Source organism: Micromonospora chalcea (genome assembly GCF_028768405.1).
Lineage (GTDB): Bacteria > Actinomycetota > Actinomycetes > Mycobacteriales > Micromonosporaceae > Micromonospora > Micromonospora chalcea.
Window position 1 is genome coordinate 2,899,973 of the sequence record NZ_CP118233.1, and the last position, 26,811, is coordinate 2,926,783.

The 26,811-nt window shown below is 74.6% G+C and carries 29 protein-coding genes; 7 read left to right on the top strand and 22 right to left on the bottom strand.

Annotated elements, in window-relative coordinates:
- Positions 1-19: 19 nt before the first annotated feature.
- Positions 20-628: a 30S ribosomal protein S4 gene (gene rpsD, locus PVK74_RS12280; protein WP_064445248.1), complete on the top strand. Its 609-nt coding sequence runs from the start codon at positions 20-22 to the stop codon at positions 626-628.
- Between the two features lie 4 nt (positions 629-632).
- On the opposite strand, the gene PVK74_RS12285 is transcribed toward rpsD, so the two are convergent.
- Entirely contained in the window at positions 633-2,423 is a 1,791-nt protein-coding gene (locus tag PVK74_RS12285) for an ABC transporter ATP-binding protein (protein WP_043329513.1), read from the bottom strand.
- Positions 2,420-4,288: an ABC transporter ATP-binding protein gene (locus PVK74_RS12290; protein ID WP_181373759.1), complete on the bottom strand. Its 1,869-nt coding sequence runs from the start codon at positions 4,286-4,288 to the stop codon at positions 2,420-2,422. Before PVK74_RS12290 ends, PVK74_RS12285 begins: the two co-directional genes overlap by 4 nt.
- Positions 4,289-4,481: 193 nt before the next feature.
- Between PVK74_RS12290 and PVK74_RS12295 the strand changes: the two genes are divergently transcribed.
- The 3 genes from PVK74_RS12295 (at position 4,482) to PVK74_RS12305 (ending at position 8,156) form a co-directional block, all read left to right on the top strand.
- On the top strand, positions 4,482-5,111 hold the full coding sequence (locus tag PVK74_RS12295; RefSeq protein WP_030500278.1) for a TIGR03085 family metal-binding protein: 630 nt from the start codon (positions 4,482-4,484) through the stop codon (positions 5,109-5,111).
- A 128-nt stretch (positions 5,112-5,239) separates the two neighbouring features.
- On the top strand, positions 5,240-6,190 hold the full coding sequence (locus tag PVK74_RS12300; RefSeq protein WP_043331108.1) for a terpene synthase family protein: 951 nt from the start codon (positions 5,240-5,242) through the stop codon (positions 6,188-6,190).
- A 139-nt stretch (positions 6,191-6,329) separates the two neighbouring features.
- Positions 6,330-8,156 carry an AMP-dependent synthetase/ligase gene (locus PVK74_RS12305; RefSeq protein WP_043329509.1) on the top strand — a complete coding sequence of 609 codons (1,827 nt, stop codon included), beginning with the start codon at positions 6,330-6,332 and terminating at the stop codon, positions 8,154-8,156.
- A gap of 71 nt (positions 8,157-8,227) precedes the next feature.
- On the opposite strand, the gene PVK74_RS12310 is transcribed toward PVK74_RS12305, so the two are convergent.
- Complete coding sequence (locus PVK74_RS12310; RefSeq protein ID WP_181373758.1) at positions 8,228-9,535, bottom strand: low temperature requirement protein A; 1,308 nt, start codon at positions 9,533-9,535, stop codon at positions 8,228-8,230.
- A 72-nt stretch (positions 9,536-9,607) separates the two neighbouring features.
- A complete protein-coding gene (gene yczR / locus PVK74_RS12315) occupies positions 9,608-11,059 on the bottom strand; it encodes a MocR-like transcription factor YczR (protein WP_064445245.1) in 1,452 nt (483 codons plus the stop codon).
- 59 nt (positions 11,060-11,118) lie between these two features.
- Between yczR and yczE the strand changes: the two genes are divergently transcribed.
- Both yczE and PVK74_RS12325 read left to right on the top strand, forming a co-directional pair.
- Positions 11,119-11,754, top strand: a complete 636-nt coding sequence (gene yczE / locus PVK74_RS12320) for a membrane protein YczE (protein ID WP_043329506.1) — start codon at positions 11,119-11,121, stop codon at positions 11,752-11,754.
- A 116-nt stretch (positions 11,755-11,870) separates the two neighbouring features.
- Positions 11,871-12,332 carry a hypothetical protein gene (locus PVK74_RS12325; RefSeq protein ID WP_043329504.1) on the top strand — a complete coding sequence of 154 codons (462 nt, stop codon included), beginning with the start codon at positions 11,871-11,873 and terminating at the stop codon, positions 12,330-12,332.
- Positions 12,333-12,339: 7 nt separating this feature from the next.
- Here PVK74_RS12325 and hisF read toward each other — a convergent pair whose 3' ends face one another.
- The 12 genes from hisF to hisD all read right to left on the bottom strand — a co-directional run bounded on the left by hisF (position 12,340) and on the right by hisD (position 20,505).
- Positions 12,340-13,107 (bottom strand): imidazole glycerol phosphate synthase subunit HisF, encoded by a 768-nt coding sequence (hisF, locus tag PVK74_RS12330; protein ID WP_043329502.1) that lies wholly within the window; start codon positions 13,105-13,107, stop codon positions 12,340-12,342.
- A gap of 86 nt (positions 13,108-13,193) precedes the next feature.
- Positions 13,194-14,195 carry an NADP-dependent oxidoreductase gene (locus tag PVK74_RS12335; RefSeq protein ID WP_420800524.1) on the bottom strand — a complete coding sequence of 334 codons (1,002 nt, stop codon included), beginning with the start codon at positions 14,193-14,195 and terminating at the stop codon, positions 13,194-13,196.
- Positions 14,192-14,617 (bottom strand): organic hydroperoxide resistance protein, encoded by a 426-nt coding sequence (locus tag PVK74_RS12340; RefSeq protein WP_064445243.1) that lies wholly within the window; start codon positions 14,615-14,617, stop codon positions 14,192-14,194. Before PVK74_RS12340 ends, PVK74_RS12335 begins: the two co-directional genes overlap by 4 nt.
- Before the next feature lies 1 nt (position 14,618).
- A complete protein-coding gene (locus PVK74_RS12345) occupies positions 14,619-15,065 on the bottom strand; it encodes a MarR family winged helix-turn-helix transcriptional regulator (protein ID WP_043331106.1) in 447 nt (148 codons plus the stop codon).
- An 80-nt stretch (positions 15,066-15,145) separates the two neighbouring features.
- The gene (locus PVK74_RS12350) at positions 15,146-15,568 is read right to left on the bottom strand and encodes a RidA family protein (RefSeq protein WP_043329499.1); all 423 of its coding nucleotides are present in this window, start codon (positions 15,566-15,568) and stop codon (positions 15,146-15,148) included.
- Positions 15,565-16,293 (bottom strand): bifunctional 1-(5-phosphoribosyl)-5-((5-phosphoribosylamino)methylideneamino)imidazole-4-carboxamide isomerase/phosphoribosylanthranilate isomerase PriA, encoded by a 729-nt coding sequence (priA, locus tag PVK74_RS12355; protein WP_043329497.1) that lies wholly within the window; start codon positions 16,291-16,293, stop codon positions 15,565-15,567. Before priA ends, PVK74_RS12350 begins: the two co-directional genes overlap by 4 nt.
- A gap of 19 nt (positions 16,294-16,312) precedes the next feature.
- The gene (locus PVK74_RS12360) at positions 16,313-16,633 is read right to left on the bottom strand and encodes a hypothetical protein (protein ID WP_043329495.1); all 321 of its coding nucleotides are present in this window, start codon (positions 16,631-16,633) and stop codon (positions 16,313-16,315) included.
- A 19-nt stretch (positions 16,634-16,652) separates the two neighbouring features.
- Positions 16,653-17,276: an imidazole glycerol phosphate synthase subunit HisH gene (gene hisH, locus PVK74_RS12365; protein WP_104112778.1), complete on the bottom strand. Its 624-nt coding sequence runs from the start codon at positions 17,274-17,276 to the stop codon at positions 16,653-16,655.
- Positions 17,276-17,443: a hypothetical protein gene (locus PVK74_RS12370; protein WP_176722837.1), complete on the bottom strand. Its 168-nt coding sequence runs from the start codon at positions 17,441-17,443 to the stop codon at positions 17,276-17,278. The genes hisH and PVK74_RS12370 overlap by 1 nt, the downstream gene beginning before the upstream one ends.
- Before the next feature lie 58 nt (positions 17,444-17,501).
- Positions 17,502-18,113: an imidazoleglycerol-phosphate dehydratase HisB gene (hisB, locus tag PVK74_RS12375; RefSeq protein ID WP_043329493.1), complete on the bottom strand. Its 612-nt coding sequence runs from the start codon at positions 18,111-18,113 to the stop codon at positions 17,502-17,504.
- On the bottom strand, positions 18,110-19,183 hold the full coding sequence (locus PVK74_RS12380) for a histidinol-phosphate transaminase (RefSeq protein WP_113972524.1): 1,074 nt from the start codon (positions 19,181-19,183) through the stop codon (positions 18,110-18,112). The genes hisB and PVK74_RS12380 overlap by 4 nt, the downstream gene beginning before the upstream one ends.
- The gene (hisD, locus tag PVK74_RS12385; protein WP_043329491.1) at positions 19,180-20,505 is read right to left on the bottom strand and encodes a histidinol dehydrogenase; all 1,326 of its coding nucleotides are present in this window, start codon (positions 20,503-20,505) and stop codon (positions 19,180-19,182) included. The genes PVK74_RS12380 and hisD overlap by 4 nt, the downstream gene beginning before the upstream one ends.
- A 108-nt stretch (positions 20,506-20,613) precedes the next feature.
- On the opposite strand from hisD, the gene PVK74_RS12390 reads away from it, so the two are divergent.
- On the top strand, positions 20,614-21,318 hold the full coding sequence (locus PVK74_RS12390) for an LON peptidase substrate-binding domain-containing protein (protein WP_043329490.1): 705 nt from the start codon (positions 20,614-20,616) through the stop codon (positions 21,316-21,318).
- Here the strand turns inward: PVK74_RS12390 and PVK74_RS12395 are convergent.
- The 6 genes from PVK74_RS12395 to PVK74_RS12420 all read right to left on the bottom strand — a co-directional run bounded on the left by PVK74_RS12395 (position 21,284) and on the right by PVK74_RS12420 (position 26,732).
- Positions 21,284-22,117, bottom strand: coding sequence for a DUF2567 domain-containing protein (locus PVK74_RS12395; protein WP_069089032.1), 834 nt, complete (start codon positions 22,115-22,117; stop codon positions 21,284-21,286). The two genes, PVK74_RS12390 and PVK74_RS12395, sit on opposite strands and share 35 nt — an antisense overlap.
- Before the next feature lie 49 nt (positions 22,118-22,166).
- The gene (locus PVK74_RS12400) at positions 22,167-23,705 is read right to left on the bottom strand and encodes an ATPase (protein ID WP_274479095.1); all 1,539 of its coding nucleotides are present in this window, start codon (positions 23,703-23,705) and stop codon (positions 22,167-22,169) included.
- A gap of 140 nt (positions 23,706-23,845) precedes the next feature.
- On the bottom strand, positions 23,846-24,700 hold the full coding sequence (locus PVK74_RS12405; protein ID WP_274479096.1) for a hypothetical protein: 855 nt from the start codon (positions 24,698-24,700) through the stop codon (positions 23,846-23,848).
- 2 nt (positions 24,701-24,702) lie between these two features.
- Positions 24,703-25,647 carry an RluA family pseudouridine synthase gene (locus tag PVK74_RS12410; RefSeq protein WP_064445235.1) on the bottom strand — a complete coding sequence of 315 codons (945 nt, stop codon included), beginning with the start codon at positions 25,645-25,647 and terminating at the stop codon, positions 24,703-24,705.
- A complete protein-coding gene (gene lspA, locus PVK74_RS12415) occupies positions 25,644-26,246 on the bottom strand; it encodes a signal peptidase II (RefSeq protein ID WP_113972526.1) in 603 nt (200 codons plus the stop codon). Before lspA ends, PVK74_RS12410 begins: the two co-directional genes overlap by 4 nt.
- Before the next feature lie 66 nt (positions 26,247-26,312).
- A complete protein-coding gene (locus tag PVK74_RS12420) occupies positions 26,313-26,732 on the bottom strand; it encodes a TraR/DksA family transcriptional regulator (protein ID WP_030500254.1) in 420 nt (139 codons plus the stop codon).
- Between the last annotated feature and the right edge of the window lie 79 nt (positions 26,733-26,811).

Genomic DNA, 26,811 nt, shown 5'->3' on the forward strand with positions numbered 1-26,811 from the left:
GACGATCGGAGACGCCCCCGTGAACCACCCCCGGCCCAAAGCCCGGCTCTCCCGGGCCCTCGGCATCCCGCTGACCCGCAAGTGCGTGCGGTACTTCGAGCGGCGCCCCTATCCCCCGGGCGTGCACGGCCGGTCCCGCCGCACCACCTCCGACTACCAGGTGCGGCTGCTGGAGAAGCAGCGGCTGCGCCACCAGTACAACGTCAGCGAGGCCCAGTTGCGCCGGCTGTTCGACGAGGCCGCCCGGGCCGCCGGCAAGACCGGCGACACGCTCGTCGCGCTGCTGGAACGACGCCTCGACGCGGTGGTCCTGCGGGCCGGGCTGGCCCGCAGCATCTACCAGGCCCGCCAGCTCGTCGGGCACGGCCACATCACAGTGGACGGGCGCAAGGTCGACCGGCCGTCGTACCGGCTGCGGCCCGGCCAGGTGGTCGGCGTACGCGAGCGCAGCCGCACGCTGCCACCGTTCCAGCTCGCCGCCGCCGGGGCGCACGCCGACGCGCAGCCCCGGCCGTACCTGTCGGCGCAGCCGGCGCAGCTGCGCGCCACGCTGGTACGCGAACCGGCCCGGCACGAGGTGCCGGTGGTCTGCGACGAGCAACTGGTGGTGGAGTTCTACTCCCGCTGACCGGTTACCGGGTCTGCTCCAACCAGGACGCGTACAGCAGCGCGTACACGGAGTCGGTGTCGCGGACCAGCTCGTCGTGCGGGCCACGCTGCACGATCCGGCCCCGGTCCACCACGATCACCTCGTCCGCCGCCTGCGCGGTGGACAGCCGGTGCGCGATGGCGAGCGTGGTCCGCCCCCGGGTCACCGCGTCGAGCGTGCGTTGCAGGCGTACCTCGGTGGCCGGGTCGACGGCGCTCGTCGCCTCGTCCAGCACCAGCAGGTCCGGGTCCGCGACGTACGCCCGGGCCAGCGCCACGAGCTGCCGCTCGCCGACGCTGAGCGCCTCCCCGCGCTCACCGACCGGCGTGTCCAGCCCGGACGGCAGCCCGTCCAGCCAGTCGGCCAGGCCCAGCTCGCCGAAGGCGGCGGTGAGCCGCTCGTCGGTCAGGTCGGGGCGGGCGAAGCGGACGTTCTCCCCGACCGTGGCGTCGAACAGGAAGCCGTCCTGCGGCACCATCACCACCCGGGAACGCAGCGAGTCGAAACGCACCTGCCGCAGGTCGACGCCGGAGAGCAGCACCGCGCCCTCGGTCGGGTCCATCAGCCGGGTGAGCAGCTTGGCGAACGTGGTCTTGCCGCTGCCGGTCTCGCCCACCACCGCCACCCGGCTCTTGGCCGGGATGTCCAGCGTCACGTCGTGCAGCACCGGCGGGCCGCCCGGATAGGCGAACGTCACGCCGGCGAACCGGGCGTCCAGCGGCCCGGGCGGCAGCTCCCGCCCCTGCTCGCCCGGGTCGGCCACGTCCGGGGAGACGTCCAGCACGTCCAGCACCCGGCGCCAGCCGGCGATCGCGTTCTGCGCCTCGTTGAGCACCTCGGTGGCGATCTGCACCGGCTGGATGAAGAGCGTGACCAGGAACAGGAACGCGGTGAGCTGGCCGACCGACAGCGTGCGGTCGACGCCCAGGCTCACCCCGACCACGACCACGCCGGCCAGCGCCAGCCCGGCCGCCAGCTCCCCCACCGAGCTGCCCATGATGCTGATCCGGATCGCCCGCTGCTGGGCCACCCGCTGACCGTCGATGGCCGTGTCGAGCCGCCGCGCGGTCCGCCCGGCGATGCCGTACGCCCGGATCACCGGCGCGCCCACCACGCTCTCGCCGATCGCGCCGAGCAGCGTGCCGGTGCGCTGCCGCACCAGGCCGTAGGCCCCGGCGAGGCGGCGCTGCAACTGCCGGATCACCAGCACCGCCGGCGCGAACGCGACGAGCACCACGAGCGTCAACTGCCAGGAGTACGCGAGCATCACCGCTGTGGTCACCAGCAGCTGGCCCAGGTTGACGATCAGGATCACGCCGCCCCACTGCAGGAACTGGGTGATCTGGTCGACGTCGCTGGTCACCCGGGAGACCAGCGAGCCGCGCCGCTCGGACTGCTGGTGCAGCATGGACAGGTCGTGCACGTGCCGGAACGCCCGGGTGCGCACCCCGGCCAGGGCCGTCTCGCTCACCGTGAACAGCCGGCGCATCATCAGGTAGCCGCAGGCGGTGGTGACCACCAGCACCCCGGCGGTGATCGCCACGGTGAGCGAGATGACGTTCAGGTCGAGCCCGCCGACGATGCCGTGGTCGATGCCGCGCTGCACCGCCACCGGCACGGCGACCCGGCCGACCATGTAGACCAGCGCCAGCGCGAGCGTGCCGGCGAGACCGGTGCGCAGCTCCGGGGAGAGCGCCAGCCCGCGCCGCAACGTCTGCCAGGTCGACTCGGTGGTCTCGGTGCTCCGGTCCGCCTCCGCCGTCGTCGCGCTCACCGCTCCACCTCCAGGCCGGAGGCCAGCGGCGTGACCTCGTCGTACGTCTGCTTCTGCTCGCGTTCCTGCTCGGCCTGCTCGTACGCGGTGACCAGGTCGGCGTAGCCGGGCACGGTGGCCAGCAGCTCGGTGTGGGCGCCGCGGGCGACCACCCGGCCCTGCTCCACGTAGATCACCTCGTCGGCGAGCGCGATGGTGGCCCGGCGGTACGCCACCACCAGGATCGACGCCGGGGCGCCGCCGTCGGCGGGCGCGCGCAGCCCGGCCAGGATGGCCGCCTCGACGCGCGGGTCGACAGCGCTCGTGGCGTCGTCGAGCACCAGCAGCCGGGGGCGTCCGGCCAGCGCCCGGGCCAGCGTCAGCCGCTGCCGCTGCCCGCCGGACAGCGAGGTGCCTCGCTCGCCGACCATGGTGTCCAGCCCGTCCGGCAGCGCGGCCACGAAGCCGTCCGCCTCGGCCAGCCGCAGCGCCGCCCACACCTCGTCGTCGCCGATGCCGGCCCGGTCCAGCGCGATGTTGGCCCGGACCGTGTCGTCGAAGACGAACGGCACCTGCGCCACCAGCGCCACGTTGCCGGCGAGCGAGGCGGCGGTCAGTTCCCGCACGTCCACGCCGTCCAGCGTGACCCGCCCGGCGCCCGGGTCGACCAGGCGCACGGCCAACGACGCGATCGTGGACTTGCCCGAACCGGTGGGCCCGACCAGGGCGACGGTCTTCCCGGCTGGCACGGTGAACGTCACCTCGCCGAGCACCTGGGCGCCGGGCAGGTGCGCCTCGGCCGGCTCGTACGCGAAGTGCACGTCGTGGAACGCGAGCGTGGCCGGCGTACGGGTGGCCGGGTCGAGCGTCCTCGTGCCGTACGGCATCTCGCCTGTCGCGTCGAGCACCCGGCGCACCCGGTCCCACCCGGCGACGCTGCGCGGCAGCTCGGCCAGCACCCAGCCGATGGCGCGCACCGGGAAGGCCAGCACGGTGAACAGGAACGCGACGCTGACCAGCTCGGACACGGTGATCGCGCCCTGCCGCAGCCGGATCGCGCCGACCACCAGCACGGCGAGCGTGCCGAGGCTGGGCAGCGTCTCCAGCATCGGGTCGAAGACGCCGCGCAGCCGGCCGACCGAGATCAGCGCGTCCCGCAGCTCGCCGGCGCGGGCGGCGAAACGGGCGGTCTCCTGGGCCTCGCGGCCCATCGTCTTGACCACCAACGCGCCGTCGAAGCTCTCGTGCGCGATGCCGCTGACCTCGGCGCGCAGCCGCTGCGCCCGGGCCTGCCGGGGCGCCATCCGGCGGGAGTAGACCACGTTGAGCGCGAACAGCGCGGGGAACACGGCGAGGCCGACCAGGGCCAGCGCCCAGTCGGTGACGAACAGTGACGCCACCGCGCCGACCAGCATCACCAGCGTGCCGACCGCGAACGGCAGCGGCGCGATCGGGTACCAGGCCGCCTCCACGTCGGAGTTGGCGTTCGACAGCAGCGTGCCGGTGGAGTTGCGGTGGTGCCAGGCCAGCGGCAGTTCCAGGTAGCGGCGGGTGACCCGGCGGCGGTAGGCGGCCTGGAGCCGGTACTGCATGTAACCGGCGCCGAGCCGCCGGCCGAAGATGCCGACGACCCGCAGCACGCTGATGCCGAGCAGCGCCGCCGCGGCCAGCGCCAGGGTCCCGCGGGCCACCTCGCCGCGCTCGACCGCGGGCACGACGACCTTGCCGACCACCCCGCCGACCACGTACGCGCTGGCGATCACCAGGAGGCCGAACAGCACGCTGCCGCTGACCGCCACCGCGAAGATCCGCGGCTGTTCCCGGATGGCCCGGCCGAGCACCCGTAGCCCTCTGCCGAGCACGTCCCGACTTGTCCCGCTCGCCACGTTCGCCCCCGCCGTAAGCCGCAATTTTCTCCCCCATCCTTACCGCTCGCCGCCAGCTCCGCCGACCCGGCCGGGATATGTCCGCCGTCACGTTCGCACCGGACCTGGGCGGACACCGGCCCTCGATGCTCGCGGCCCGCCGTAGCGCCGGGCGTGGCGCGCCGATCGGCCGCGACGGGCCTACGATCGGGCCATGCCGCGGTACGCCCGAACGGAGCGCGAGGCGCTCGCCGACCTGATGCTGGAGCTGGGACCGGACGCGCCGACTGTGAACGAGGGGTGGACCACCCGCGACCTGGCGGCGCACCTGCTGGTGCGGGAGCGCCGGCCGGACGCGGCGGGCGGGATCCTGCTGCCGCCGCTGCGCGGCTACGGCGAGTCGGTCCGCAGGCGGATCGCCGCCGGGCCGTACGCCGACCTGATCGCCCGGGTCCGCCGTCCCCCGGTGTGGAGCCCGGTGAGCAACCCGCTCACCGACGAGATCGCGAACGGGATGGAGTTCTTCATCCACCACGAGGACGTCCGCCGGGCCCGGCCGGGCTGGCAGCCGCGTGACCTGCCGGCCGGGCAGCAGGCGGTGCTCTGGAAGCGGGTCGCCCTGCTGGCCCGGATGGCGCTGCGGCGCTTCCCGGCCGAGGTGCTGGTGCAGGCGCCGGGGCACGGCGAGCTGCGGGCCGGTGGCGGCGGCGAGCGGCTGCGGCTGGTCGGCGCGCCGGGGGAACTCGTGCTGTTCCTCACCGGGCGGCAGCGGGTGGCCCGGGTCCAGGTGGACGGTCCGGCCGAGCGCGCCGAGCGTCTGCGTACCGCCGAACTGGGCCTGTGACAGACGTTTCCGCCCGTCCACCCAGGCGATCGTAGAATGTGGACACCCGGCGTTCGATAACGTTCGCCGGCTGCCGTACGCTCCTGCGCACCGGCCCGACCCTGCGGGGCGGCGGACAGGGGACGACGATGCGGGACTTCGCGCTCTCGGCGCTGCACGAGCCGCCCTTTCCCTCCCGGTGTCACCCGGCCGCGGACGAGGTGGCCGCGCAGAGCGTCGCCTGGGTGCGCGGTTTCGGCCTGGTCAAGACCCAGGCCGGCCTGCTGCGGCTGGCCGGCGCCCATGCCTCGGAGCTGGCCGGACGGGCCTGCCCCGAGGCGTCCCCGGCCGGTCTGCGGCTGCTCACCGACCTGATCAACTGGCTGTTCGTGGTGGACGACGCCTGCGACGACGACGGGCTGGGCGCCGCGCCGACAGTGCTCGCGCCCACCCTGGCGGCGCTGCTGGAAGTGCTCGACCGGCACGGTGACCCGGACGCGCCCGCGCCCACCGACGCCGGCCCGATGGGCCTGGCGCTGCACGATCTGTGCCGGCGGGCGCGCGGCCGGGGCCGGCCGGCGCACCTGATGCGGCTGGTGAGCCAGTTGCGGGAGTACCTGCTGGCGCTGCTGTGGGAGGCGGCGAACCGGGAGCGCCGGCGCGTGCCGGGGGTCGCCGAGTACGTGCAGATGCGCCGCCACACCGGCGGCGTACGCCCCAGCTTCACGGTGACCGACCTGGCCCGCCCGTCCCTGCCCCGGGCCGACCAGCGGGCGACCCCGGCGCTCACCGCGCTGGACGCCCTCGCCACCGACCTGGTCTGCTGGTGCAACGACGTGTTCTCCTACGGCAAGGAGCGGGGCGTCACCCCGGACGCGCACAACCTGGTGACCACGATCGCGGGCGAGACCGGGCAGGACGAGTCGGCGGCGCTGAACGCGGCGGCGAACCGCTTCAACGCGGCCCTCGCCTCGTACGCGGAGCGGGACGCGGCGTTGAGCGCCGGGGCCGACGAGGGGATGCGGGCGTTCCTGGACACCCGCCGGGACTGGATCCGGGCCACCTACGACTGGTCCCGCGCCGCCAGCCGATACGCCTGATCCGATTCCAGAAGTCGGGACCGGTGGCGACTCGGCCGATCAGGGCTAGCCGCTGGCCGGGTACAGGCAATACCCTTCGGTAACCGCAGACCGGCGTGACCCCCGTCACGTCCCTCCACCCCTGAAGGCGGCTACAGCGATGGCTCTCGATGTACCGTACCGTTCCGTACCCGACATGTTCCTCAAGCGCGTGGCGGACTCCCCCGACCGCCAGGCGTTCGCTCACCCCGCACCCGACGACTCGGGCCCGGTCTGGCTGACGTGGGAGCAGGTCGGGCAGCGCGCGAAGGCGATCGCCGCCGGGTTGCACGGGCTCGGTGTCGGCCTGGAGAACCCGGTGGCGATCCTGGCCAACACCCGGCTGGAGTGGGTGCTTGCCGACTTCGGCATCATGTGCGCCGGTGGGGCCACCACCACCGTCTACCCGACCACCGAGCCCGACGACGCGGTCTACATCATCGCCGACTCCGGCTCGAAGGTGCTGTTCGCGGAGAACCCGGCCCAGGCGGCGAAGATCGCCGGAGCGGACCTGCCCGCGCTGACCCACGTGGTGCTCTTCGACGGCGCGCCGGACCCGGCCGCCGCCGTCCCGCAGCTCACCCTGGCCGAGCTGGAGGAGCGCGGCGCCGCCGCGCTGAGCGCCGAGCCCGACCTGATCGACATGCTCGTGGCCGGCATCGGCCCGGACCACCTGGCGACGCTCATCTACACCTCGGGCACCACCGGCCGCCCGAAGGGCGTGGAGCTGCTGCACGGCGGCTGGTGCTGGGAGGGCGTGGCGCAGGCCGAGCTGGGCCTGCTGCGCACCGACGACCTGCAGTACCTGTGGCTGCCGCTGTCGCACTCGTTCGGCAAGACGCTGCTCTGCGGCGCCACCCACGTCGGCCTGCCCACGTACGTCGACGGCCGGGTGGACAAGCTGGTCGACCTGCTCGGCGTGATCCGGCCGACGCTGATGTGCGGCGCGCCCCGGGTCTTCGAGAAGGTCTACAACAAGGCGGTCACCACCGCGCAGGGCGCGGGCGGCGCGAAGGCCAAGATCTTCGCCTGGGGCGTCGAGGTCGGCAAGGAGAAGGTCGCGCTGGAGCAGGCCGGCAAGCCGGTGCCGGCCGGGCTGCGGATGAAGTACGCGCTGGCCGAGAAGCTGGTGTTCAGCAAGCTGCAGGCCCGGCTCGGCGGCCGGATGCGGGTGCTGGTCTCCGGCGCGGCGCCGCTGAGCAAGGAGATCGCCACCTTCTTCGCCGCCGCCAACCTGCCCATCTCCGAGGGCTACGGCCTGACCGAGACCAGCGCCGGCGCGTTCGTGAACCCGCCCGACGGGCTGAAGATCGGCAGCGTGGGCCGGGCCATGGGTGATCTGGAGTGCCGGATCGACACCGACGGCGAGATCCTGATGCGGGGCAAGCCGGTCATGCGGGGTTACCACAACCTCCCCGAGGAGACCGCCGCCGCGTTCACCGAGGACGGCTTCTTCCGCAGCGGCGACATCGGCACGCTCGACGACGACGGCTACCTGCGCATCACCGACCGCAAGAAGGACCTGGTCAAGACGTCCGGCGGCAAGTACGTCGCGCCGTCGCACATCGAGGGCATGTTCAAGGCGGTCTGCCCGTACACCTCGCAGGCGGTGGTGATCGGGCAGGCGCGCAACTACTGCACCATGCTCGTCACGCTGGACCCGGACGCGATCAAGGGCTGGGCCGCCGGCACCCCGCTGGAGGGCAGCGACTACACCACGATCGTCACCTCGCCGCAGGCGCGGGAGATGGTCGAGGGGTACGTCGCCGAGCTGAACGCCAAGCTCAACCGCTGGGAGACGATCAAGAAGGTGACGATCCTCCCCCGTGACCTCACCATCGAGGACGGCGAGGTCACGCCGTCGCTGAAGATCAAGCGCCGGAGCGTGGAGACGAACTTCTCCTCCGAGATCGACAAGATGTACGAGGGCACGCTCGCCGAGCTGTGACCCGCACCGCCAGCCGGTAGCGCCGGCCGTGCCCCACCGTCCCGGGGCACGGCCGTTCGCGTCGGCGCCGGTCAGAGGTGCTGCTGCCGCCAGCGGCTCTGCTCGGCCTCGGCGGCGATCTGCTCCTCCAGCGCGAGCTGGCGTACCCGGCGCCGGTGACCGTTCTCGCCCCGGGTCTCCCAAGCCACTCCCGCGCCGGTGACCACCGCCAGCACGATCAGCGCGACCAGCTCCGGCACACGGAACACGAATGGGGCGACCGCGGTCAGCGCCCCCACGGTGGTCAGCAGCCGCCAGTGGATCTCGCGCAGCGCCACCCACCAGCACCCGGCGACGCCGAGCAGGTGCAACGCGACCCCGCCGAACAGGATCGCGCCCCAGAAGTCGCCGAGCGGCAGCCCCCAGGCGGGCGTGTGCGGATCGGCGGCCTCGGCCAGCAGGTCCTTGAGGCCGAGCGCGTAGAGGATGATCCCGGCGACTATCGGCAGGTGCAGGAACGTGTACGCGGTGCGGGCCAGCCGCAGCCGTGTGGCGCGGTCCCGGGCCTGGTGCAGGACCTGTTCCATGGCGAACGCCAGCGTGTCGAAGTACGCCCACCACAGCGCCGCCACGACCGTGATGCCGAGCAACGCGGCGATCGCCACCGGGCCGGTGAGCGGCAGCCCGCGCTTCGGGCCGAGCCCCAGCGCGATGATCGACTCGCCGAGTGCGACGAGCACGATGAGCGCGTGCCGTTCCGCCCAGTGCCCGGCCGAGAGCACCACCCACCACTGCTGGCCCAGGACCGTCCCGGCGACGTACTCGACAAGCAGCGCCAGCGTCCAGAGCGCCAGTTGCAGCCCGACCGCGAACCGCTCCTGCGGCAGCCGGCCGGGGAGTGTGCCGGCGACGACAAGCAGCGCCGTGGCCACCGTCGGGGCCAGGAAGCGCATCCGCAGTCCCCGGCGCCGGGCCGGGTCGGCGCGGTCGGCCCAGGCGAAGACGGTGAGCTGGGCGGTCCGGATCACGAAGTAGCACGCGGCGAAGACCAGCGGCCCGGGCAGCCAGCCACCGCTGTTGGCGAACGCGCTGGGCGTGCTGAGCACGAGCAGGAACGTGGCCGCCACGGTGACGACGCCGATCAGCGGCAGCATCCCCTGGTCGGCGCGGAACGCGTTGCCCATCCGGGCGAAGCCGGTCCACGACCACCAGAGCAGCGCCAGCACCAGCAGGAACCGGTAGAGGTTGGCGGGCGTGAGCACCGAGGCGGTGAGCGTGGTGACGCTCAGGAACGCGAAGACGAAGACCAGGTCGTAGAAGAGCTCCAGCCGAGTGGTGCGGGAGCCCGGCGCGCTGCGCCGCACCGCCCACGACCACCGGACCGCGTCCCCGTCTCCCACCCGGGCAGTGTGCGGGCGCGGACCCGCCCGCAGCTGTGGTTCGGGCGGTTCACCACCGGATCGGGCGGGCGGTCAGGCGATGACGCTCGGCTCGCGCCACTGCGGGCGGCTGGTGCGGTCCAGGTCGTAGCGCACCGCGGCGAGCCGGCCCACCGCTTCCACCAGTTCCTCGGCGGGCAGCGTGAAGGGCAACCGCAGGAAGCGCTCGAGCGTCCCGTCCAGGCCGAACCGGGGTCCGGGCGCCAGCCGTACGCCGACCTCCTCGGCGGCCCGGGCCAGCGCGCTGGAGATCGGGCCGTCCAGCTCGGCCCAGAGCGTCACGCCGCCGCGCGGCGGCGTGACCCGCCAGTCGGGCAGCTGCTCCGCGAGCGCCGCGACCAGGGCGTCGCGCTGCGCGGCGAGCTGGGCCCGGCGGGCGGCCACGATGGCCGGCGCCTCGGCGAGCAGGTGCACGGCGACGAGCTGGTCGAGCACCGGGCTGGCCATGTCCACCCCGACCCGGGCCGCGGCGAGCCGCTGCACCTGGGGCGCGGAGGCGCGGACCCAGCCGATCCGCAGGCCGCCCCAGTAGGGCTTGCTCATCCCGCCGATGCTGATCACCCGGGAGTGCCTGTCGAAGACCGCGACCGGCGGCGGCAGCGGGGTGCCGTCCAGCGGCAGGTCGACGAAGGACTCGTCGACGACGAGGTCGGTGCCGGCCGCGTGGGCCGCGCCGACCAGCCGTTCGCGCAGGTCGGCCGCCATCAGGTGGCCGGTCGGGTTGTGGAACTCCGGGATCACGTACGCGAGCTTCGGCCGGGTCTGCCGGATGCTGCCGAGCAGCAGCTCGGCGTCCCAGCCCTCGTCGGACAGGCCGTGCGTGGCGATCCGGGCGCGCCGGGCGGCCAGCGCGGCCAGCGCGTTGGGGTAGGTGGGTGACTCGACGAGCACCGCGCCGCCGGGCGACAGGGCCAGCCGCAGCACCAGGTCCAGCGCGTGCTGGGTGCCGCTGGTGACCATGATCTGCTCCGGGCTGGTGGGCAGCCCGCGCTCGGTGTACCCGCGGGCCACCGCCTCCCGCAGCTCGATGATGCCGGTCGGGTGGTAGCCGGCCCCGCCGAGGTAGCGGGGCAGGTCCTCGGCGGCCGCCCGGGCGGCCGGGACGAGCTGCGGCGGCGCGGACAGCGCGGCCACGCCGAGGTCGATCATGTCGCGGTCGTCCAGCGGCGTCCACAGCCCGGTGCTGGCGACCCGGTGGCCGCCGGGCAGCATGGTCCAGCTCCCGGCGCCCCGGCGGCTGGCCAGGTGGCCGCTCTCCCGCAGTTCCCGGTACGCGGCGGTGACAGTGGTCCGGCTGATCCGCAGCGCCTCGGCCAGTTCCCGCTCGGCCGGCAGGCGTACCCCCAGGGGCAGCCGGCCGTCGGCGAGCAGGCCCCGGACGGCGCCGGCGAGCGCGGCGTAGTCGGGGCTGCGGCGGCGGCCCGGCAGCGCATGCCACTGGCCGAGGAGTCGCGCCAATTGGACGCCGCGCACCTGGCTGGTCATGGCCACACCTCCGGAATTGGACCCCTTACGTCCTGCAATTGGCCCCTAGGGTGGCATGCATGGCACCGCTTGGCAATCTCGGGCACCGTTCGGCGCGACGACTCACCCAGCTCTACGCCGGGCTCGTCCTGTACGGCCTCAGCATGGCGCTGATGATCCGGTCGGAGCTGGGGCTGGACCCGTGGGACGTGTTCCACCAGGGGCTCGCCCGGCAGACCGGTCTCTCCTTCGGCACCGTCACCATCGCCGTCGGCGCTCTCGTGCTGCTGCTCTGGATCCCGCTGCGGCAGCGGCCCGGCCTCGGCACGGTCAGCAACGTCGTGGTCATCGGCCTGGTCGTCGACGCCACCCTGGCCGTGCTGCCGCCCGGTGAGGGCATGCCGGCGCGTGCCGCGATGCTCGTGGCCGGGATCGTCGCCAACGGCGCCGCCACCGGGCTCTACCTCGGCGCCGGGCTCGGCCCCGGGCCCCGCGACGGTCTGATGACCGGATTCGTCGCCCGTCATCCCCGCTTCTCGGTACGGCTGGTCCGCACGAGCATCGAGGTCACCGTGCTGGCCCTCGGCTGGCTGCTCGGCGGAACCGTCGGCCTCGGCACCGTGGCGTACGCGCTGACCATCGGCCCGCTCGCCCAGTTCTTCATCCCGGTCTTCGCGCTGCCCGCACGGCCGGCGAGCGGCGCTTACGCTACGTGACCGGCGCCGGGCCGACCGCCACGGCCCGAAGCGATCCGCAACGCGCTGAGCTGCGGTGACGAAGAACAGCAAAACCAGGTGTTTCCTCCGCCGTCGCGGCCGGGCATCATTCCTGCATGGGGGAGAACGGATGGCGTTGGAGCGACGCCTGGATCTTCGTCGCGCTTGTCATCGCCAGTGGCGCCGGCCGGCACCGGCGGTCCGCGTCGACACGCCGCCCCGAAGGCGTACGACTGGCCGACGTCCTCTCCACCGCCGACCACCTAAACCAGGCCATCCCCGAGCGGCACGAGGTGGAGGGCGCGGTCCGGCGGCTCGTCGGCGCGGGCCTGGTCAGCGTCGCCGACGGCTGGTTCCGGGTCACACCGGACGGTGAGCGGCTCTGGCGCACCCGCCCCAGCGCCGGGCTCGGCACCACTGTGGACACGGTGCAGGGCGTGCTGACCCGCCGGCACCCGCCCGGTGAGTCCGAGTGGCAGCTCGACGAGGACGACCACGCCGCCGCCGTGCAGGAGTACGTGGTCCGCTCGATCCCGATGCCGCGCCGCTCCCCCGAGGGGCACTCCGGCCGGCAGTGAGCGCGCCTCAGCGCACCGGGTGCCCGGCGCCGCGCAGCGCGTCCTTGACCTCGCCGACGGTCAGCTCACCGAAGTGGAAGACGCTCGCCGCGAGCACCGCGTCCGCCCCCGCGCCGACGGCCGGCGGGAAGTGCGCCACCTCGCCCGCGCCGCCGCTGGCGATCACCGGCACGTCGACCACCTCCCGGACCGCCTGGATCAGCGGCAGGTCGAACCCGGCCTTGGTGCCGTCGGCGTCCATCGAGTTGAGCAGGATCTCCCCCGCGCCCAGCTCGGCGCCGCGCGCCGCCCACTCGACCGCGTCCAGCCCGGTGCCCCGCCGCCCGCCGTGCGTGGTCACCTCGAAACCGCTCGGCGTCGTGCCGTCGGGCGCGCGGCGCACGTCCAGCGAGAGCACCAGCACCTGACTGCCGAACCGGTCGGCGATCTCGGCGATCAGCTCCGGGCGGGCGATGGCGGCGGTGTTCACGCCCACCTTGTCCGCCCCGGCCCGCAGCAGCGTGTCGACGTCGGCGACCTGGCGGACGCCGCCGCCCACGGTGAGCGGGATGAAGACCGACTCGGCGGTACGCCGCACCACGTCGAGCATGGTGCCGCGGTCACTGGACGAGGCGGTGACGTCGAGGAAGGTCAGCTCGTCCGCGCCGGCCCGGTCGTACGCCGCCGCCAGCTCCACCGGGTCGCCCGCGTCGCGCAGGTCGAGGAAGTTGACCCCCTTGACCACGCGCCCGGCGTCCACGTCCAGACACGGGATGACCCGTACCGCCACCGTCATGCCCCGAGCCTAGCCAACGCGCGGGCGGTGGTGACCCGCCGGTGAGGCCGGTCACCACCGCCCGTGGTGGTACGGGTTCACGCCGGTCAGAGACGGACCAGCATCTTGCCGAGGTTCTCGCCGCGCAGCAGGCCGAGGAACGCCTCCGGGGCCTGCTCGATGCCGTCGACGATCGTCTCGTCGTACGACAGCCGGCCCTCGCGCAGCCAGCCCGCCACCTCCTGCACGAACTGCTCCCGCAGGTGACCGTGGTCACTGACAAGGAAGCCGCGCAGCGTCAGGCGTTTGCCGATCACCAGCGCCAGGTTGCGCGGCGCGGGCGGCGGCTCGGTGGCGTTGTACTGGGCGATCATGCCGCAGATGGCGGCCCGGCCGTGCACGTTCATCGCCCCGATCGCGGCCTCCAGGTGGTCGCCGCCGACGTTGTCGAAGTACACGTCGACGCCGTCCGGCGCGGCCGCCCTGAGCTGCTTGGACACCGGGCCGTCGTGGTAGTCGAACGCGGCGTCGAAGCCGAGCGCGGTGAGCCGTTCCACCTTCGCCGCGGAGCCGGCGCTGCCGATCACCCGGCCGGCGCCGCGCAGCTTCGCGATCTGGCCGACCATGCTGCCCACCGCGCCGGCCGCGCCGGAGACGAAGACGGTCTCCCCCGGCTTCATGGCGGCCACGTCGAGCAGCCCGGCGTACGCGGTCAGCCCGGTCATGCCGAGCACGCCCAGATGGGCGGTCACCGGCGCCAGGTCCGGGTCGATCTTGCGCGCGCCCTTGGCGTCCACCAGCGCGTACTCGCGCCAGCCCAGCCCGTGCAGCACCGTGTCGCCGGGCTTGACGCCGCCGGCCTCGCCGGCCACCACCTCACCGATCGCGCCCCCGTCGAGCGGGGCGTCGAGCGCGAACGGCGGCACGTACGACTTGACGTCGTTCATCCGCCCGCGCATGTACGGGTCGACGGACATGAACCGGTTGCGGACCACCACCTGTCCCGGGCCCGGCGTCGGCACCTCGGTGGTGACCAGCCGGAAGTTCTCCGCGGTCGGCCAGCCCTGCGGCCGGGACGCCAGATGGATCTCCCGGTTCATCCCGCTCATCGGGCCTCGCGGACCGTGCGGGTGACCTCGACGTTGCCCCGGGTCGCGTTGGAGTAGGGGCAGACCTGGTGGGCCGCGTCGACCAGCTGCTCGGCGGCCGCGCGCTCGACCGCGGGCAGGTCCACCACGAGCGTCACGGCGAGGCCGAAGCCGCCGCTGCCGTTCGGGCCGATGCCCACCTCGGCCTCGACCACCGAGCCGGAGACGTCCGCCTTGGCCTTGCGGGCGACCACGCGCAGCGCGGAGTGGAAGCAGGCCGCGTAGCCGGCCGCGAAGAGCTGCTCCGGGTTGGCCGCGCCGCCGGCGCCACCCATCTCCTTCGGTACGGCGAGGTCCAGCTCGACCGTGCCGTCGGAGGTGCGGACGTGACCGTCGCGGCCGTCGCCGGTGGCGCGGGCGGAGGCGGTGTAGAGCACCTGCATGTCACTGCTCCTTCTGTCGGTGGATCGTCTCGGTGACCCGGGTGAGGATGCCGTGGAGGAAGACCAGTTCGGCCTCGGTGAGCCCGGTGGCGGTGGCCACCTGCCGCGGCACGTCACACATCCGCTCCCGCAGGGCCCGGCCCTGGCCGGTGAGGCCCACCTCGACCCGGCGCTCGTCGGCAGCCGAGCGGGTACGCACCACCAGGCCGGCCGCCTCCAGCCGCTTGAGCAGCGGGGAGAGCGTGCCGGAGTCGAGCCGGAGCGCGGCGCCGAGCTCGGAGACCGTGGGGGCGTCGTCGTCACGCTCCCAGAGCACCAGCAGCACCAGGTACTGCGGGTAGGTCAGGCCGTGCTCGTCGAGGATGGGCCGGTAGACGTCGGTCATGGCGCGCGACGCCGCGTAGAGGGCGAAGCACACCTGCCGGCGCAGCACCAGATCATCGGTCACCGCGAAACCGTAACGCACAATTAGGTTGTGCACAACCGATCGGCGTGTGGTCCGGGGCGCGCGAGGCACCCCGGAACGCCTCAGGCGGGGAGGTACGCCTCCAGCTCGACCTCGACCAGCAGGTCCGGGTCGATCAGCCCGGCCACCACCACCATCGTCGCCACCGGGCGTACCGGGCCGAACACCGCGTTGTGCGCCCGGCCCACCTCGTCGGCGAAGATCCGATCCGTCACGTACATCCGGGTCCGCACCACGTCGCCCGGACCGGCGCCCACCTCGGCCAGCGCGTCCAGGCCGATCCGGATCGCCTGCGCGGTCTGCGCCGCCGCGTCGCCGGCGTGCGCCACCCGGCCGTCCACAGTGGAGGTGCAGCCGGCCGTGATCGCCAGCGAACCGGCCCGGACCACCCGCGAGTAGCCGTACAGCGCCTCCCACGGGCCGCCCGAGCCGAGCCGGGTCACCACACCGGCGTCCGCCGGCGGCTCGGGCGGCGCGGCGGTCACGCGCCGGCCCGCAGCGTCGCCAGCGCCTCGGCGACGGTGAACGCGCCCGCGTAGAGCGCCTTCCCGGCGATCACGCCCTCCACGCCCACCGGCTCCAGCGTGGCCAGCGCCCGCAGGTCGTCGAGCGTGGACACGCCGCCGGAGGCGATCACCGGGGCGTCGGTGCGGGCACACACCTCGCGCAGCAGGTCCAGGTTCGGCCCGCGCATGGTGCCGTCCTTGGTGATGTCGGTGACCACGTACCGCGCCGCGCCCGCCGCGTCCAGCCGGGCCAGCACCTCGTACAGGTCACCGCCGTCGCGGGTCCAGCCGCGCGCCGACAGGGTACGGCCGCGCACGTCCAGCCCGATCGCCACCCGGTCGCCGTACTCGCCGCAGATCCGGTCGCACCACTGCGGATCCTCCAGCGCGGCGGTGCCGATGTTCACCCGTGCCGCCCCGGTGGCCAGCGCCGCCCGCAGCGACTCGTCGTCGCGGATGCCACCGGACAGCTCCACCTTCACGTCCAGCTTGCCGACCACCTCGGCCAGCAGCGCGGCGTTGGAGCCCCGCCCGAACGCGGCGTCCAGATCCACCAGATGGATCCACTCCGCGCCGTCGGACTGCCAGGCCAGCGCCGCGTCCAGCGGGTCACCGTACGCGGTCTCGCTACCGGCGGCGCCCTGCACGAGCCGGACGGCCTGGCCGTCGGCGACGTCCACGGCGGGCAACAGGGTGAGGCTCAACGCTTCTCTCCTCGGATCCTCAACGACGGTCCAGCGCGATCACCACGATCGCGGGCAGGACCAGCAACAACAACGCGACCAGCACCAGCCGCAGCGCCAGGTCGTCCACCAGGCTCCAGATGCCGACCACCGCCACCGCGGTGAGCACCAGGATCGTCGCCCGCTCCCGGCGGGTGTGCCGGCGCAGCCGGCCGGTACGGCCGCGCCGCAGCGACGGCGTCAGCCGGCGTACCAGGGAACGACGCCGCTCCCGGCGGGCCACCCGGCGGGCGCGGACGGCGCGCGCACGCTCCTGCTCGGCCTCGCGCTCCGCGCGGCGGCGGGCCCGCTCCTTGCTCACGCCGACGCCAGCGGGCCGGTCACAGCGTGCCGAGCCAGTTGCGCAGCAGCGCCGCACCGGCGTCGGCCGACTTCTCCGGGTGGAACTGCGCGGCCGACAGCGCGCCCCGCTCCACCGCGGCCACGAAGTCCGTGCCGTGGTGCGCGGTCGTCACCGTGGCGCCCGCCTCGGCCAGCGCCGCCGGGTCCGTCACGCCGTAGGAGTGCACGAAGTAGAACCGGGTGCCCTCCGGCAGCCCGGCGAACAGCGTCGAGCCGGCCGACGGCCGCACCGTGTTCCAGCCCATGTGCGGCAGCCGCCGCGCGGGCAGCCGGGTCACGCCGCCGGGCAGCAGCCCGAGCCCCTTGGTGACCACGCCGTGCTCCTCGCCGTGCCCGAAGAGGATCTGCATGCCGACGCAGATGCCCAGCACCGGCCGCCCGGCGGCGACCCGCTCGGCGATCACCGGCCCGGCGCCCAGCGCCTCGATCCCGGCCATGCAGGCGGCGAACGCGCCCACGCCCGGCACCACCAGGCCGTCGGCCGACGCGGCGGCGTCCAGGTCGTCGGTGACGGTCACGTCGGCGCCGGCCCGCGCCACCGCGCGCTCGGCCGACCGCAGGTTGCCCGAGCCGTAGTCGAGCACCACCACGCGCCGCGTCATCAGCTCTCCCCCGGCAGCAGCCAGAGCACCCCGGCGACGGTGGCCAGTACGGCCAGCAGCCCGGTGACCACCACGGCGGCGCGCGGCGCGCCCTGCTTGAGCAGCGACCACGTCCCGCCGACCAGCAGCCCGGCCAGGATCAACACGAGAGTGGGCAGCACCTTCATTAGAGCCGCCTTTCATTCGCGACTGCGGGACTCCGCTGCGCTGCGTTCCTCGCGCTCATCAGAGAGCGCCCTTCGTGGACGGCACCACACCGGCGTTACGCGGGTCCAGCGCGGTGGCCTCGCGCAGCGCGCGGGAGACGGCCTTGAACTGCGCCTCGACCACGTGGTGCGCATCCGGGTGACCGCCCGGCCGGGCCGCGCGCAGCACGTCCACGTGCAGCGTGATCCGGGCCGACTGGCCGAACGACTCCCAGATGTGCCGGGTCATGCTGGTCGGGTAGACCGGCCCGATGTACGGGGCCAGCGCCGGCTCGTCGTGCACCACGTACGGGCGGCCGGACAGGTCGACGGCGGCGCGGACCAGCACCTCGTCCATCGGGACGGTGGCCGAGCCGTACCGCCGGATGCCCGCCTTGTCGCCCAGCGCCCGGTCGAACGCGGCGCCCAGCGCCAGCGCGGTGTCCTCCATCGTGTGGTGCGCGTCGATCTCCAGGTCGCCGACGGTGTGCACGGTCAGGTCGAAGCCGCCGTGCCGGGCGATCTGGTTGAGCATGTGGTCGTAGAAGCCGACGCCGGTGGAGATGTCGGCCTGGCCGGTGCCGTCGAGGTCGATCTCGACGAGCACCTTGGTCTCGTTTGTGACCCGCTCGATCCGGGCGATCCGGCTCATGAAACGTTCTCCATCGCGGTGAGGAAGGCGTCGGTCTCGGTCGGGGTGCCGGCGGTGACGCGCAGCCAGCCGGGCAGGCCGACGTCGCGCACCAGCACGCCGGCATCGAGCAGGGTACGCCAGGCCACCGCCTGGTCCCCGTCGACGGCGAACAGCACGAAGTTCGCGTCGCTGTCGGCCACCCGGTGGCCCCGGGCGCGCAGCTCGGCGACGATCCGGTCCCGCTGCGCCATGATCGCGGCCACGGTGCCGAGCAGGGCGTCCCGGTGCGCCAGCGCCGCGCGGGCGGCGGCCTGGGTGAGCGCGGACAGGTGGTACGGCAGCCGGACCAGCTGCACCGCGTCCACCACCGCCGGGTCGGCGGCCAGGTAGCCGAGCCGGCCGCCGGCGAAGCCGAACGCCTTGCTCATGGTGCGGGTCACCACCAGCCGCGGGTGGCCGGGCAGCACCGCCAGCGCGCTCACCGTGCCGGGCCGGGCGAACTCGGCGTACGCCTCGTCCACGACCACCATGCCGGGCGCCTCGTCCAGCACGGCGGCGACCACGGCCGGGTCGAGCGCGGTGCCGGTCGGGTTGTTCGGCGAGCAGAGGAACACCACGTCCGGCCGGTGCTCGCGGACCTGGGCCACCGCCTCGTCGGCGGTGAGCCCGAAGTCCGCGCCGCGCCGGGCGGGCACCCACCGGGTGCCGGTGCCGAGCGCCAGCAGCGGGTGCATCGAGTACGCCGGGGTGAAGCCGAGCGCGGTGCGCCCGGGACCGCCGAACGCCTGCAGCAGCTGCTGCTGGATCTCGTTGGAGCCGTTCGCCGCCCACACGTGGTCGGCGGTGAGCCCGTGCCCCAGGTAGGCGGCCAGGTCGGCGCGCAGCGCCACCGCGTCCCGGTCCGGGTAGCGGTTGAGGTCACGCAGCTCGGCGGCGAGCGCCTTGCCGATCGCCTCGACCACCGGCTCGGGCACCGGGTAGGAGTTCTCGTTGGTGTTCAGCCGCACCGGCACGTCGAGCTGCGGCGCGCCGTACGGCGTGCGCCCGCGCAGGTCGTCGCGGATCGGCAGGTCGTCGAGCGTGGTCACGACGCCCCGCCCTCGGGGAACCGGACGCTGACCGCCTGGCCGTGCGCGGGCAGGTCCTCCACGGTCGCCAGCGTGACCACGTGCGGGGCCACGTCGCGCAGCGCCTCCTGCGTGTATTCGACCAGGTGGACGCCGCGCAGGAACGACTGCACGGACAGCCCGGAGGAGTGCCGGGCGCAGCCGCCGGTGGGCAGCACGTGGTTGGAGCCCGCGCAGTAGTCGCCGAGCGACACCGGCGACCACGCGCCCACGAACACCGCACCGGCGTTGCGGACCCGCAGCGCCCACTCGCGGGCGTTCTCGGTCTGGATCTCCAGGTGTTCGGCCGCGTACGCGTCGACCACCCGCAGCCCGGCCTCCAGGTCGTCGACCAGTACGACGCCGCTCTGCTCGCCGCGCAGCGCGGTGCCGATCCGCTCGGCGTGCTTGGCCGCCGGCGCCTGCCGGGCAAGCTCCGCGTCGACCGCGTCGGCCAGCGCGGTGGACGGGGTGACCAGCACGCTGGCCGCGAGCGGGTCGTGCTCGGCCTGGCTGATCAGGTCGGCGGCGACGTGCGCCGGGTCGGCGGTGTCGTCGGCCAGGATCGCGATCTCGGTCGGGCCGGCCTCGGCGTCGATGCCGACCACGCCGCGCAGCAGCCGCTTCGCGGCGGTGACCCAGATGTTGCCCGGGCCGGTGATCATGTCGACCGGCTCGCAGCGCTCGTCCCCGGCCGGGTCGGCGCCCGCCCCGTACGCGAGCATGGCGACGGCCTGGGCGCCGCCGACGGCGTACACCTCGTCCACGCCGAGCAGCGCGCAGGCCGCCAGGACCCGGCGGTCCGGCAGGCCGTCGTTGTCCTTCTGCGGCGGGCTCACCACCACCAGCGAGCGCACCCCGGCCGCCTGGGCCGGCACCACGTTCATCACCACCGTCGACGGGTACATGGCCAGGCCGCCGGGGACGTAGAGACCGACCCGGTCGACCGGCACCCACCGCTCGGTGACCGTGCCGCCGGGCACCACGGTCGTGGTGTGGTCGGTGCGGCGCTGGTCGGCGTGCACCTTGCGGGCCCTGGTGATCGACTCCAGCAGCGCGGCGCGGACCTGCGGGTCCAGCTCGTCCTCGGCGGCGCGGATCGTCTCGACCGGCACCCGCAGCCGCTCCGGTGACACACCGTCGAACCGTTCGCTGGCCTCCCGGATCGCCGGGTACCCATGCTCCCGGACCGCCTCGACCAGCGGGCGGATCCGCTCGACCGCCACGGAGACGTCGAGCTGGGCACGGGGCAGCAGGCGGCGCGGGTCACGTGCCCCGCCGCGCAGGTCGATCCGATTCAGCACGCCTGCGAGTCTAGGCCGCCGCCGCGGCGACCGGCCCGGGCCGCCCGCACGCCGGGACGGTGAGCCGGGACACGCGCGGGCGGGCGCGTTGGGGATACGCTCGATCGCGTGAGCGCACGGCTGCCGGTGTTCCCGCTCGGGACCGTCCTCTTCCCCGGGCTGGTCCTTCCGCTGCACATCTTCGAGGAGCGCTACCGGGCGCTGGTACGCCACCTGGTGGCGCTGCCCGAGGGCGCGCCGCGCGAGTTCGGCGTGGTCGCGATCCGGGCCGGCTGGGAGGTGGCGCCGGCCGGGCCGCCGGGGCGCTTCGGGCTGACCGCCGGCGAGGTCACGCTGCACGAGGTGGGCTGCACCGCCGAGCTGCGGCAGGTCACCGAGCTGGCCGACGGCGGGTTCGACATCGTCACCGTGGGGCGGCGCCGGTTCCGCCTCGCCGAGGTCGACCACTCCGCCGAGCCCTACCTGACGGCGGAGGTGGAGTGGTTGCCCGAGCCGGGCGGCCCGGACGAGACGGCCGACCTGCTGGCGGCCCGGGTGATCTCGGTGTTCCGGCAATATCTCGGCCTGATCCGGCCGGACCAGCAGGAGATCTCCGAGCAGTTGCCGGAGGACCCGACGGTGCTGTCGCATCTGGTGGCCGCGACCGCCGCGCTGACCGTGGACGACCGGCAGCGGCTGCTCGCCATCGACGACACGGCCGCCCGCCTGCGGGCCGAGCTGCGCCTGCTCAACCGGGAGACGGCGTTGCTGCGGCAGGTCCGGGCGGTGCCCGTGCCGCTCAGCGAGCTGGCGGGTCTCCCGGCGCCGAACTGAACCCCGGCGCCGGCGGCGGCCACCCGCCGTCGAACTCCGGCTCCGGCCGCAGCGACGGCCACCGCGACCAGCCCGCGAGCAGCGTGTACGTGACTGCGGCGCCGAACGCGGCGAGCAGCAGGTTGCCGTGCGGCAGCGGGAGCGGGCCGAACCAGTCGACGCCGCCGGCGCGCAGGTCGACGGGTTTGGTGAAGGCGGTACCCGGCGGCGCGGTCTCCACCAGCCGCTGGAACGTGGACAGGCCGATCCGGCGGCCGACCTGCCAGGCCACCACCGCCGCGCCGAGACCGCCGAGGGTGACCGCGAGCAGGCCCGCCGGACCACGCCGGCGGCGCAGCACCACCCACAGGGTGATCGCGGCGAGCACGCCGAAGCCGAGGGTCAGGAGGCTGAACCAGCCGTCCGCGGCGATCGGCTGCTCCGGCTGCGTGGTGGCGTAGACCGCGCCGGCCGGCGTCTGCCGTACCGGGGTGGCCGGCGCCGCCCACACCCAGAGCAGCCCGAGCGGCGCGCCGAGCGCGGTGAGCAGCGCGGCCACGCCCAGGGTGGTCGCCACCACCCGGCCGGCGGATCGCCGGGACGCGGGCGACGCACCGGGGAGCTGCGTCACGACGCCCGGATGCCCGGCCAGCGGGTCGGCGCCGGGCGCGGTGACCGGGGTGCCGGCGGGCACCGGCAGTCCGCCGGGCCAGCCGGGTGGTCCGCCGGGCCAGGCAGGCGGCTGCTCGCGCTCGGGCCGCGCCTCGGCGCCGTCGGCACGCTCGCGCGTCCGCTCGGGATCAGGGGTGTCCGGAGTCACCCGTTGATCCTCTCAGGCCGGGGCACGGCGCGGGGCGGTGGTCGCCGCCTCAGCGCGCGAACGGTTCCACCATCACCGCGGCGGCCTTGAGCCAGGCGTTGCGGGTCTCGGCCTGGAGCTGGTGGTACTCGATCGAGGAGCCGGTCTCCAGCGCCGGGTCGTAGGGCACCACCGCCACCGCCCGGGTCCGGGTGGCGAAGTGCCGTTCCAGGTCGTCCTGCAGGGAGGTCCGGCCGGGCGTCGGGCAGGAGATCAACGTGACCGCGTTGTCGGCCAGGTCGCCCATGCCCTCCTCGTGCAGCAGGTCGAGCATCCAGTCCGCGCTGAACGCCGCGTCCTCACGCGGCACGGTGGTCACCACGAGCTGGTCGGCGGCCTGCATCACGGTGCGCCAGTTCGGGCTCTCCACGTTGTTGCCGGTGTCCACGCAGACCACCTCGTGGGTGCGGCGCAGCAGCTCCAGCACCCGCTTGACGGTGAACTGGTCGAGCCGCTGGGCGAAGCGCGGGCTCTCCTCGCCGGCCAGCACGTCGTACGAGCCGTCGGAGGCGTGCCGCAGGTAGTCGTCGAGGTGGGACAGCAGCCGGTTGCCCTCGAGGATCTCGATCTGCGCCAGGTCGTGGATCAGGTGGCGGATGGTGCGGGCGTGCCGGGCGCTGCCGGCCCGCAGCCCGAGGGTGCCGCGCAGCTCGTTGTCGTCCCAGGCGAGCACGCCGCGCCCGCGGACGCTGCCCACCGTCGCCGCGGCGAGCACGGTGGCGGTGGTCTTGTGCACCCCGCCCTTGGGGTTGGCGAACGCGAGCACCCGGGGCGTGCCCAGCTCGCGGCGCAGCACGCTGGTGGCGCGTTCCAGCTCGGCGTCCGGCTCGGGGGCACGCCACTGCGCCTGGGCCGGCGCGACCCGCCCGGCGCGGCCGGAGCGGCCCTCCAGCGGGCTGCGCGGCGCGGGCACCACCGGTTCCGGCGCGGGCGGGACGTCCGGCCGGTAGCGGCCCCGGTCGAGCAGGGCGTACCGGGACTCGGCCGGCGGTGGCGCGGGCCGGTAGCCACCGTCGAGAAGGGAGTAGCGCGACTCGGCCGGCGCCTCGGCCCGGCCGCGCGGCTCCGGCAGCGCCGGTTCGGCGCGCCAGGACGGCTCCGGCCGGGGCTCGGCGGCGAAGGACGGGTCCGGCGCGACAGACGGCTCGGCGCGCCAGGACGGCTCGGCCGGATAGGGCTGCCCGGCGCGCCAGGACGGCTCCGGGTCGGTGCGGTACGCCGGCTCGCCCCGGTAGGCCGGTTCACCTTCCTGGCGGGGGTCGGCGCGGAAGGCGGGGTCGACGCGGAACGTGGCCTCGGCCCGGTAACCGGGCTCGGCGCCGTACGACCCGTCGGGGGCGCGGCCGACGGCGGCGGCGCGCCCGGTCCAGCCGGTGCCGGCGGCGCGGCGTGGCAGCGGGTCGGGCGGCGGCGCGTGGTGGTCCTCGACGTGCCGGTCGGCGTCGGCGTGCTCCGCGCCGCGACCGCCGAGCCGGGCCCGGTCGAGCAGCGCCCGCCACCGCGGTGCCGGCTCGCCCTGCCGACCCCAGCCGGTCTCGCTGCCGTCCAAGGATTCGCCCTCCCCCAGCCCATCGATCTCCGCCTGACAGGCTACGAACGAAACCCTATTCGGACCACTCCCCGCGCCGCACATCGCCCGGTGACCCGCCGCACGGTGGGATCGACCGGGTGGCCGCGCCCGCTGATGTCTCAGGAGGTGGGAGCGGGATTGGGTGGCCCGGATCCGGGGACCGGCGCACGGGCGGTCGGTGAAGGTCCGCTCACCGTCCGTGCAGCTTCCGACGAATCGCCCATTCCGCCGCCCTGGGCCGCCGCGCTGTCCGCCGGCGGCCGGGCCACGTCACGCTGCTCCGGCAGCGGCGGGGTGAACACCGTCCGGTCGAGCCGGGTGACCTCCGGCGCCGGGTCCACCACCCGTACGTCCGGGCGCCCGGCGAGCGCGCGCAGCGCGTCCGGCGCGGCACGGACCACCGCGGCGTACACGCAGGCGCACCCGGTCCGGTAGGCGTCCGCCTCCCGGGCCGCGACCTCGGCCCCGCTCTCGTACACCCGGCGCAGCTCCGGATCGGCGGTGGCCGCCGGGGCGGCGGCGCGCGACCGGTAGTCGGCGGCCTCCCGGTCCTTGCGCCCGGCGACGTCGGCCATCCCGGCGACCACGTCGTCCGGCAGCCGCAACGCCGCGATCCGGACGATCTCGGTCTGCCGGCCGGACAGCGGCACCCGCGCCACCACCGCCGAGACCGGCGCGCCGTCCAGCGCGGCGGCCGCCCGCGCCGGGGTCAGGTAGCCGGCGAACGAGACGAGCGCGTAGGCGTCGGGCGCGTCGAGGGCGGCCAGCTCCTCCCCGGCGGCACGCAGGTACGCCGGGACGCTCGCGCCGGCGGCCACCCCGACCCGGGTCACCTCGCCGACAGTGCGGTCGCTGGCCGGACGGTCCCGCCGCTGTGCCACCGCTACCACCAGCACCACCAGCGCGCAGGCCAGCGCCAACCAGGTCAGCGTGGTGAACCGGGACCGGCGCGGCGGCGCGGTGTCGTCGCTCATGGTCAGTCGCGCAGGATCTCCAGCGCCCGGGCCAGATCCTCCGGGTAGTCGCTGACGAACGTCACCTCGTCGCCGGTGCCCGGGTGCGCGAAGCTCAGCGAACGGGCGTGCAGCCACTGCCGGGACAGCCCGAGCCGGGCCGACAGAGTCGGGTCCGCCCCGTAGGTCAGGTCGCCCACGCAGGGGTGCCGCATGCTGGAGAAGTGCACCCGGATCTGGTGCGTGCGCCCGGTCTCCAGCCGTACGTCGAGCAGGCTGGCGGAGGGGAACGCCTCCAGCGTGTCGTAGTGGGTGATGCTCGGCTTGCCGCCGGAGACCACCGCCCACCGGTAGTCGTGGTGCGGGTGCCTGTCGATCGGCGCGTCGATGGTGCCGCGCAGCGGGTCCGGGTGGCCCTGCACCACGGCGTGGTAGCGCTTCTCCACCTCGCGCTCCTTGAACGCCCGCTTGAGCGCGGTGTACGCGCGCTCGCTCTTGGCCACCGCCATGATCCCGGTGGTGCCCACGTCGAGCCGGTGCACCACGCCCTGCCGCTCGGCCGCGCCGCTGGTGGAGATGCGGTGGCCGATGCCGGCCAGCCCGCCGATCACCGTCGGGCCGGTCCAGCCGGGGCTCGGGTGCGCGGCCACCCCGACCGGCTTGTCCACCACCACGATGTCGTCGTCGGCGTACACCACTGTCAGGCCGGGCACCGCCTGCGGCACCACGGTCGGCGGGGCGGGCGGCGCGGGCAGCGTGACCTCCAGCCACGAGCCGGCCTTGACCTTGTGCGAGTTGGGCCGGGCCACGCCGTCGACGAGCGCGTCCCCGGCGTCGATCAGGCCGGCGGCGGCGGTGCGGGAGAGCCCGAACAGCCGGGACACGGCCTGGTCCAGGCGCATGCCGTCGAGGCCGTCCGGGACGGGCAGGGAGCGGGTGTCGCCGCCGGCGGCGAACGCGGAGGTCACGCGGTCTCCCGCTGCTCGGCCGGGGCGGCGTCGTCGCGCTTCTCGTCGCGCAGCCGGGAGCCGTCGCGCTGCCGGCCGGTCAGCTCCAGGAAGACCGCCAGCACCACGCCGCAGACCAGCGAGCTGTCGGCCAGGTTGAACACCGGCCAGACCTGGCCGTACGGGTCGAAGAGGCTGATCATGTCGACCACGTGGCCGACGAAGTGCCCGGGCGCGCGGAAGATCCGGTCGATCAGGTTGCCCAGCGCGCCGCCCAGCACCAGGCCCAGCGACACCGCCCACGGCAGCGAGCGCAGCCGCAGCGCCATCCACGCGATCCACCCGATCACCACGAACGTGATGATCGGGAAGACCCAGGTGTGGTCGGAGCCGATGCTCCAGGCGGCGCCGCTGTTGCGGGTGAGGCTGAAGTAGACCGCGCCGCCGAGCACCGACACCGGCTCCCGGCCGGTCAGCTCGGCCAGCGCGAGCTGTTTGGTGCCCAGATCCGCCAGCAGCGAGAACAGGGACACGCCGAGCAGCAGGCCGACGGCCCTGCGGCGGGGCGCGCCGGCACCCGACTCGGTGGTGCCGGAACCGGCGGGCGGTGCTGCGGTCATCTGCTCCCCATCGACGCTTGCGACGGCGTGGTCACCGTCTGCCGTACGGCCGCCGGGGAGCGGTGATCAGCGCCGCTCCTCCAGCTGCTTGCAGGTCACGCAGAGGGTGGCCGACGGGAACGCGGCGAGCCGCTCCACCGGGATCGGGTTGCCGCACCGCTCGCACCAGCCGTAGCCGCCCTCGTCGAGGCGCTCCAGCGCGCGCTCGACCTGCGTGATCCGCTCCTTGATGCTGTTGGCGAGAGAGATCTCCTGCTCCCGCTCGAACGTCTTGGTGCCGGTGTCGGCCTGGTCGTCCCCGGCCGAGTCGGTCAGCCGGTCGCGCTGCAGCTCGGTGATCTCGCTCAGCGTCTGATCGTACTCGGCGTTCAGCTCGTCCCGCCGCGCCGCCAGGGCGGCCCGGATCTTCTCGGTCTCCGCCGCGCTGCGGGTGGCCTTCGGCGCGGGCTTGCGGCCGGCGGTCCTGGTGTCGGCTGGCTTCGCCATCGTCAGCTCCCTCAGCCGCGTGGCGCGGCGGTCAGCGGTACGTGGGCGGGGACGCCGTCGTCGGCATCTCCGCGTACGG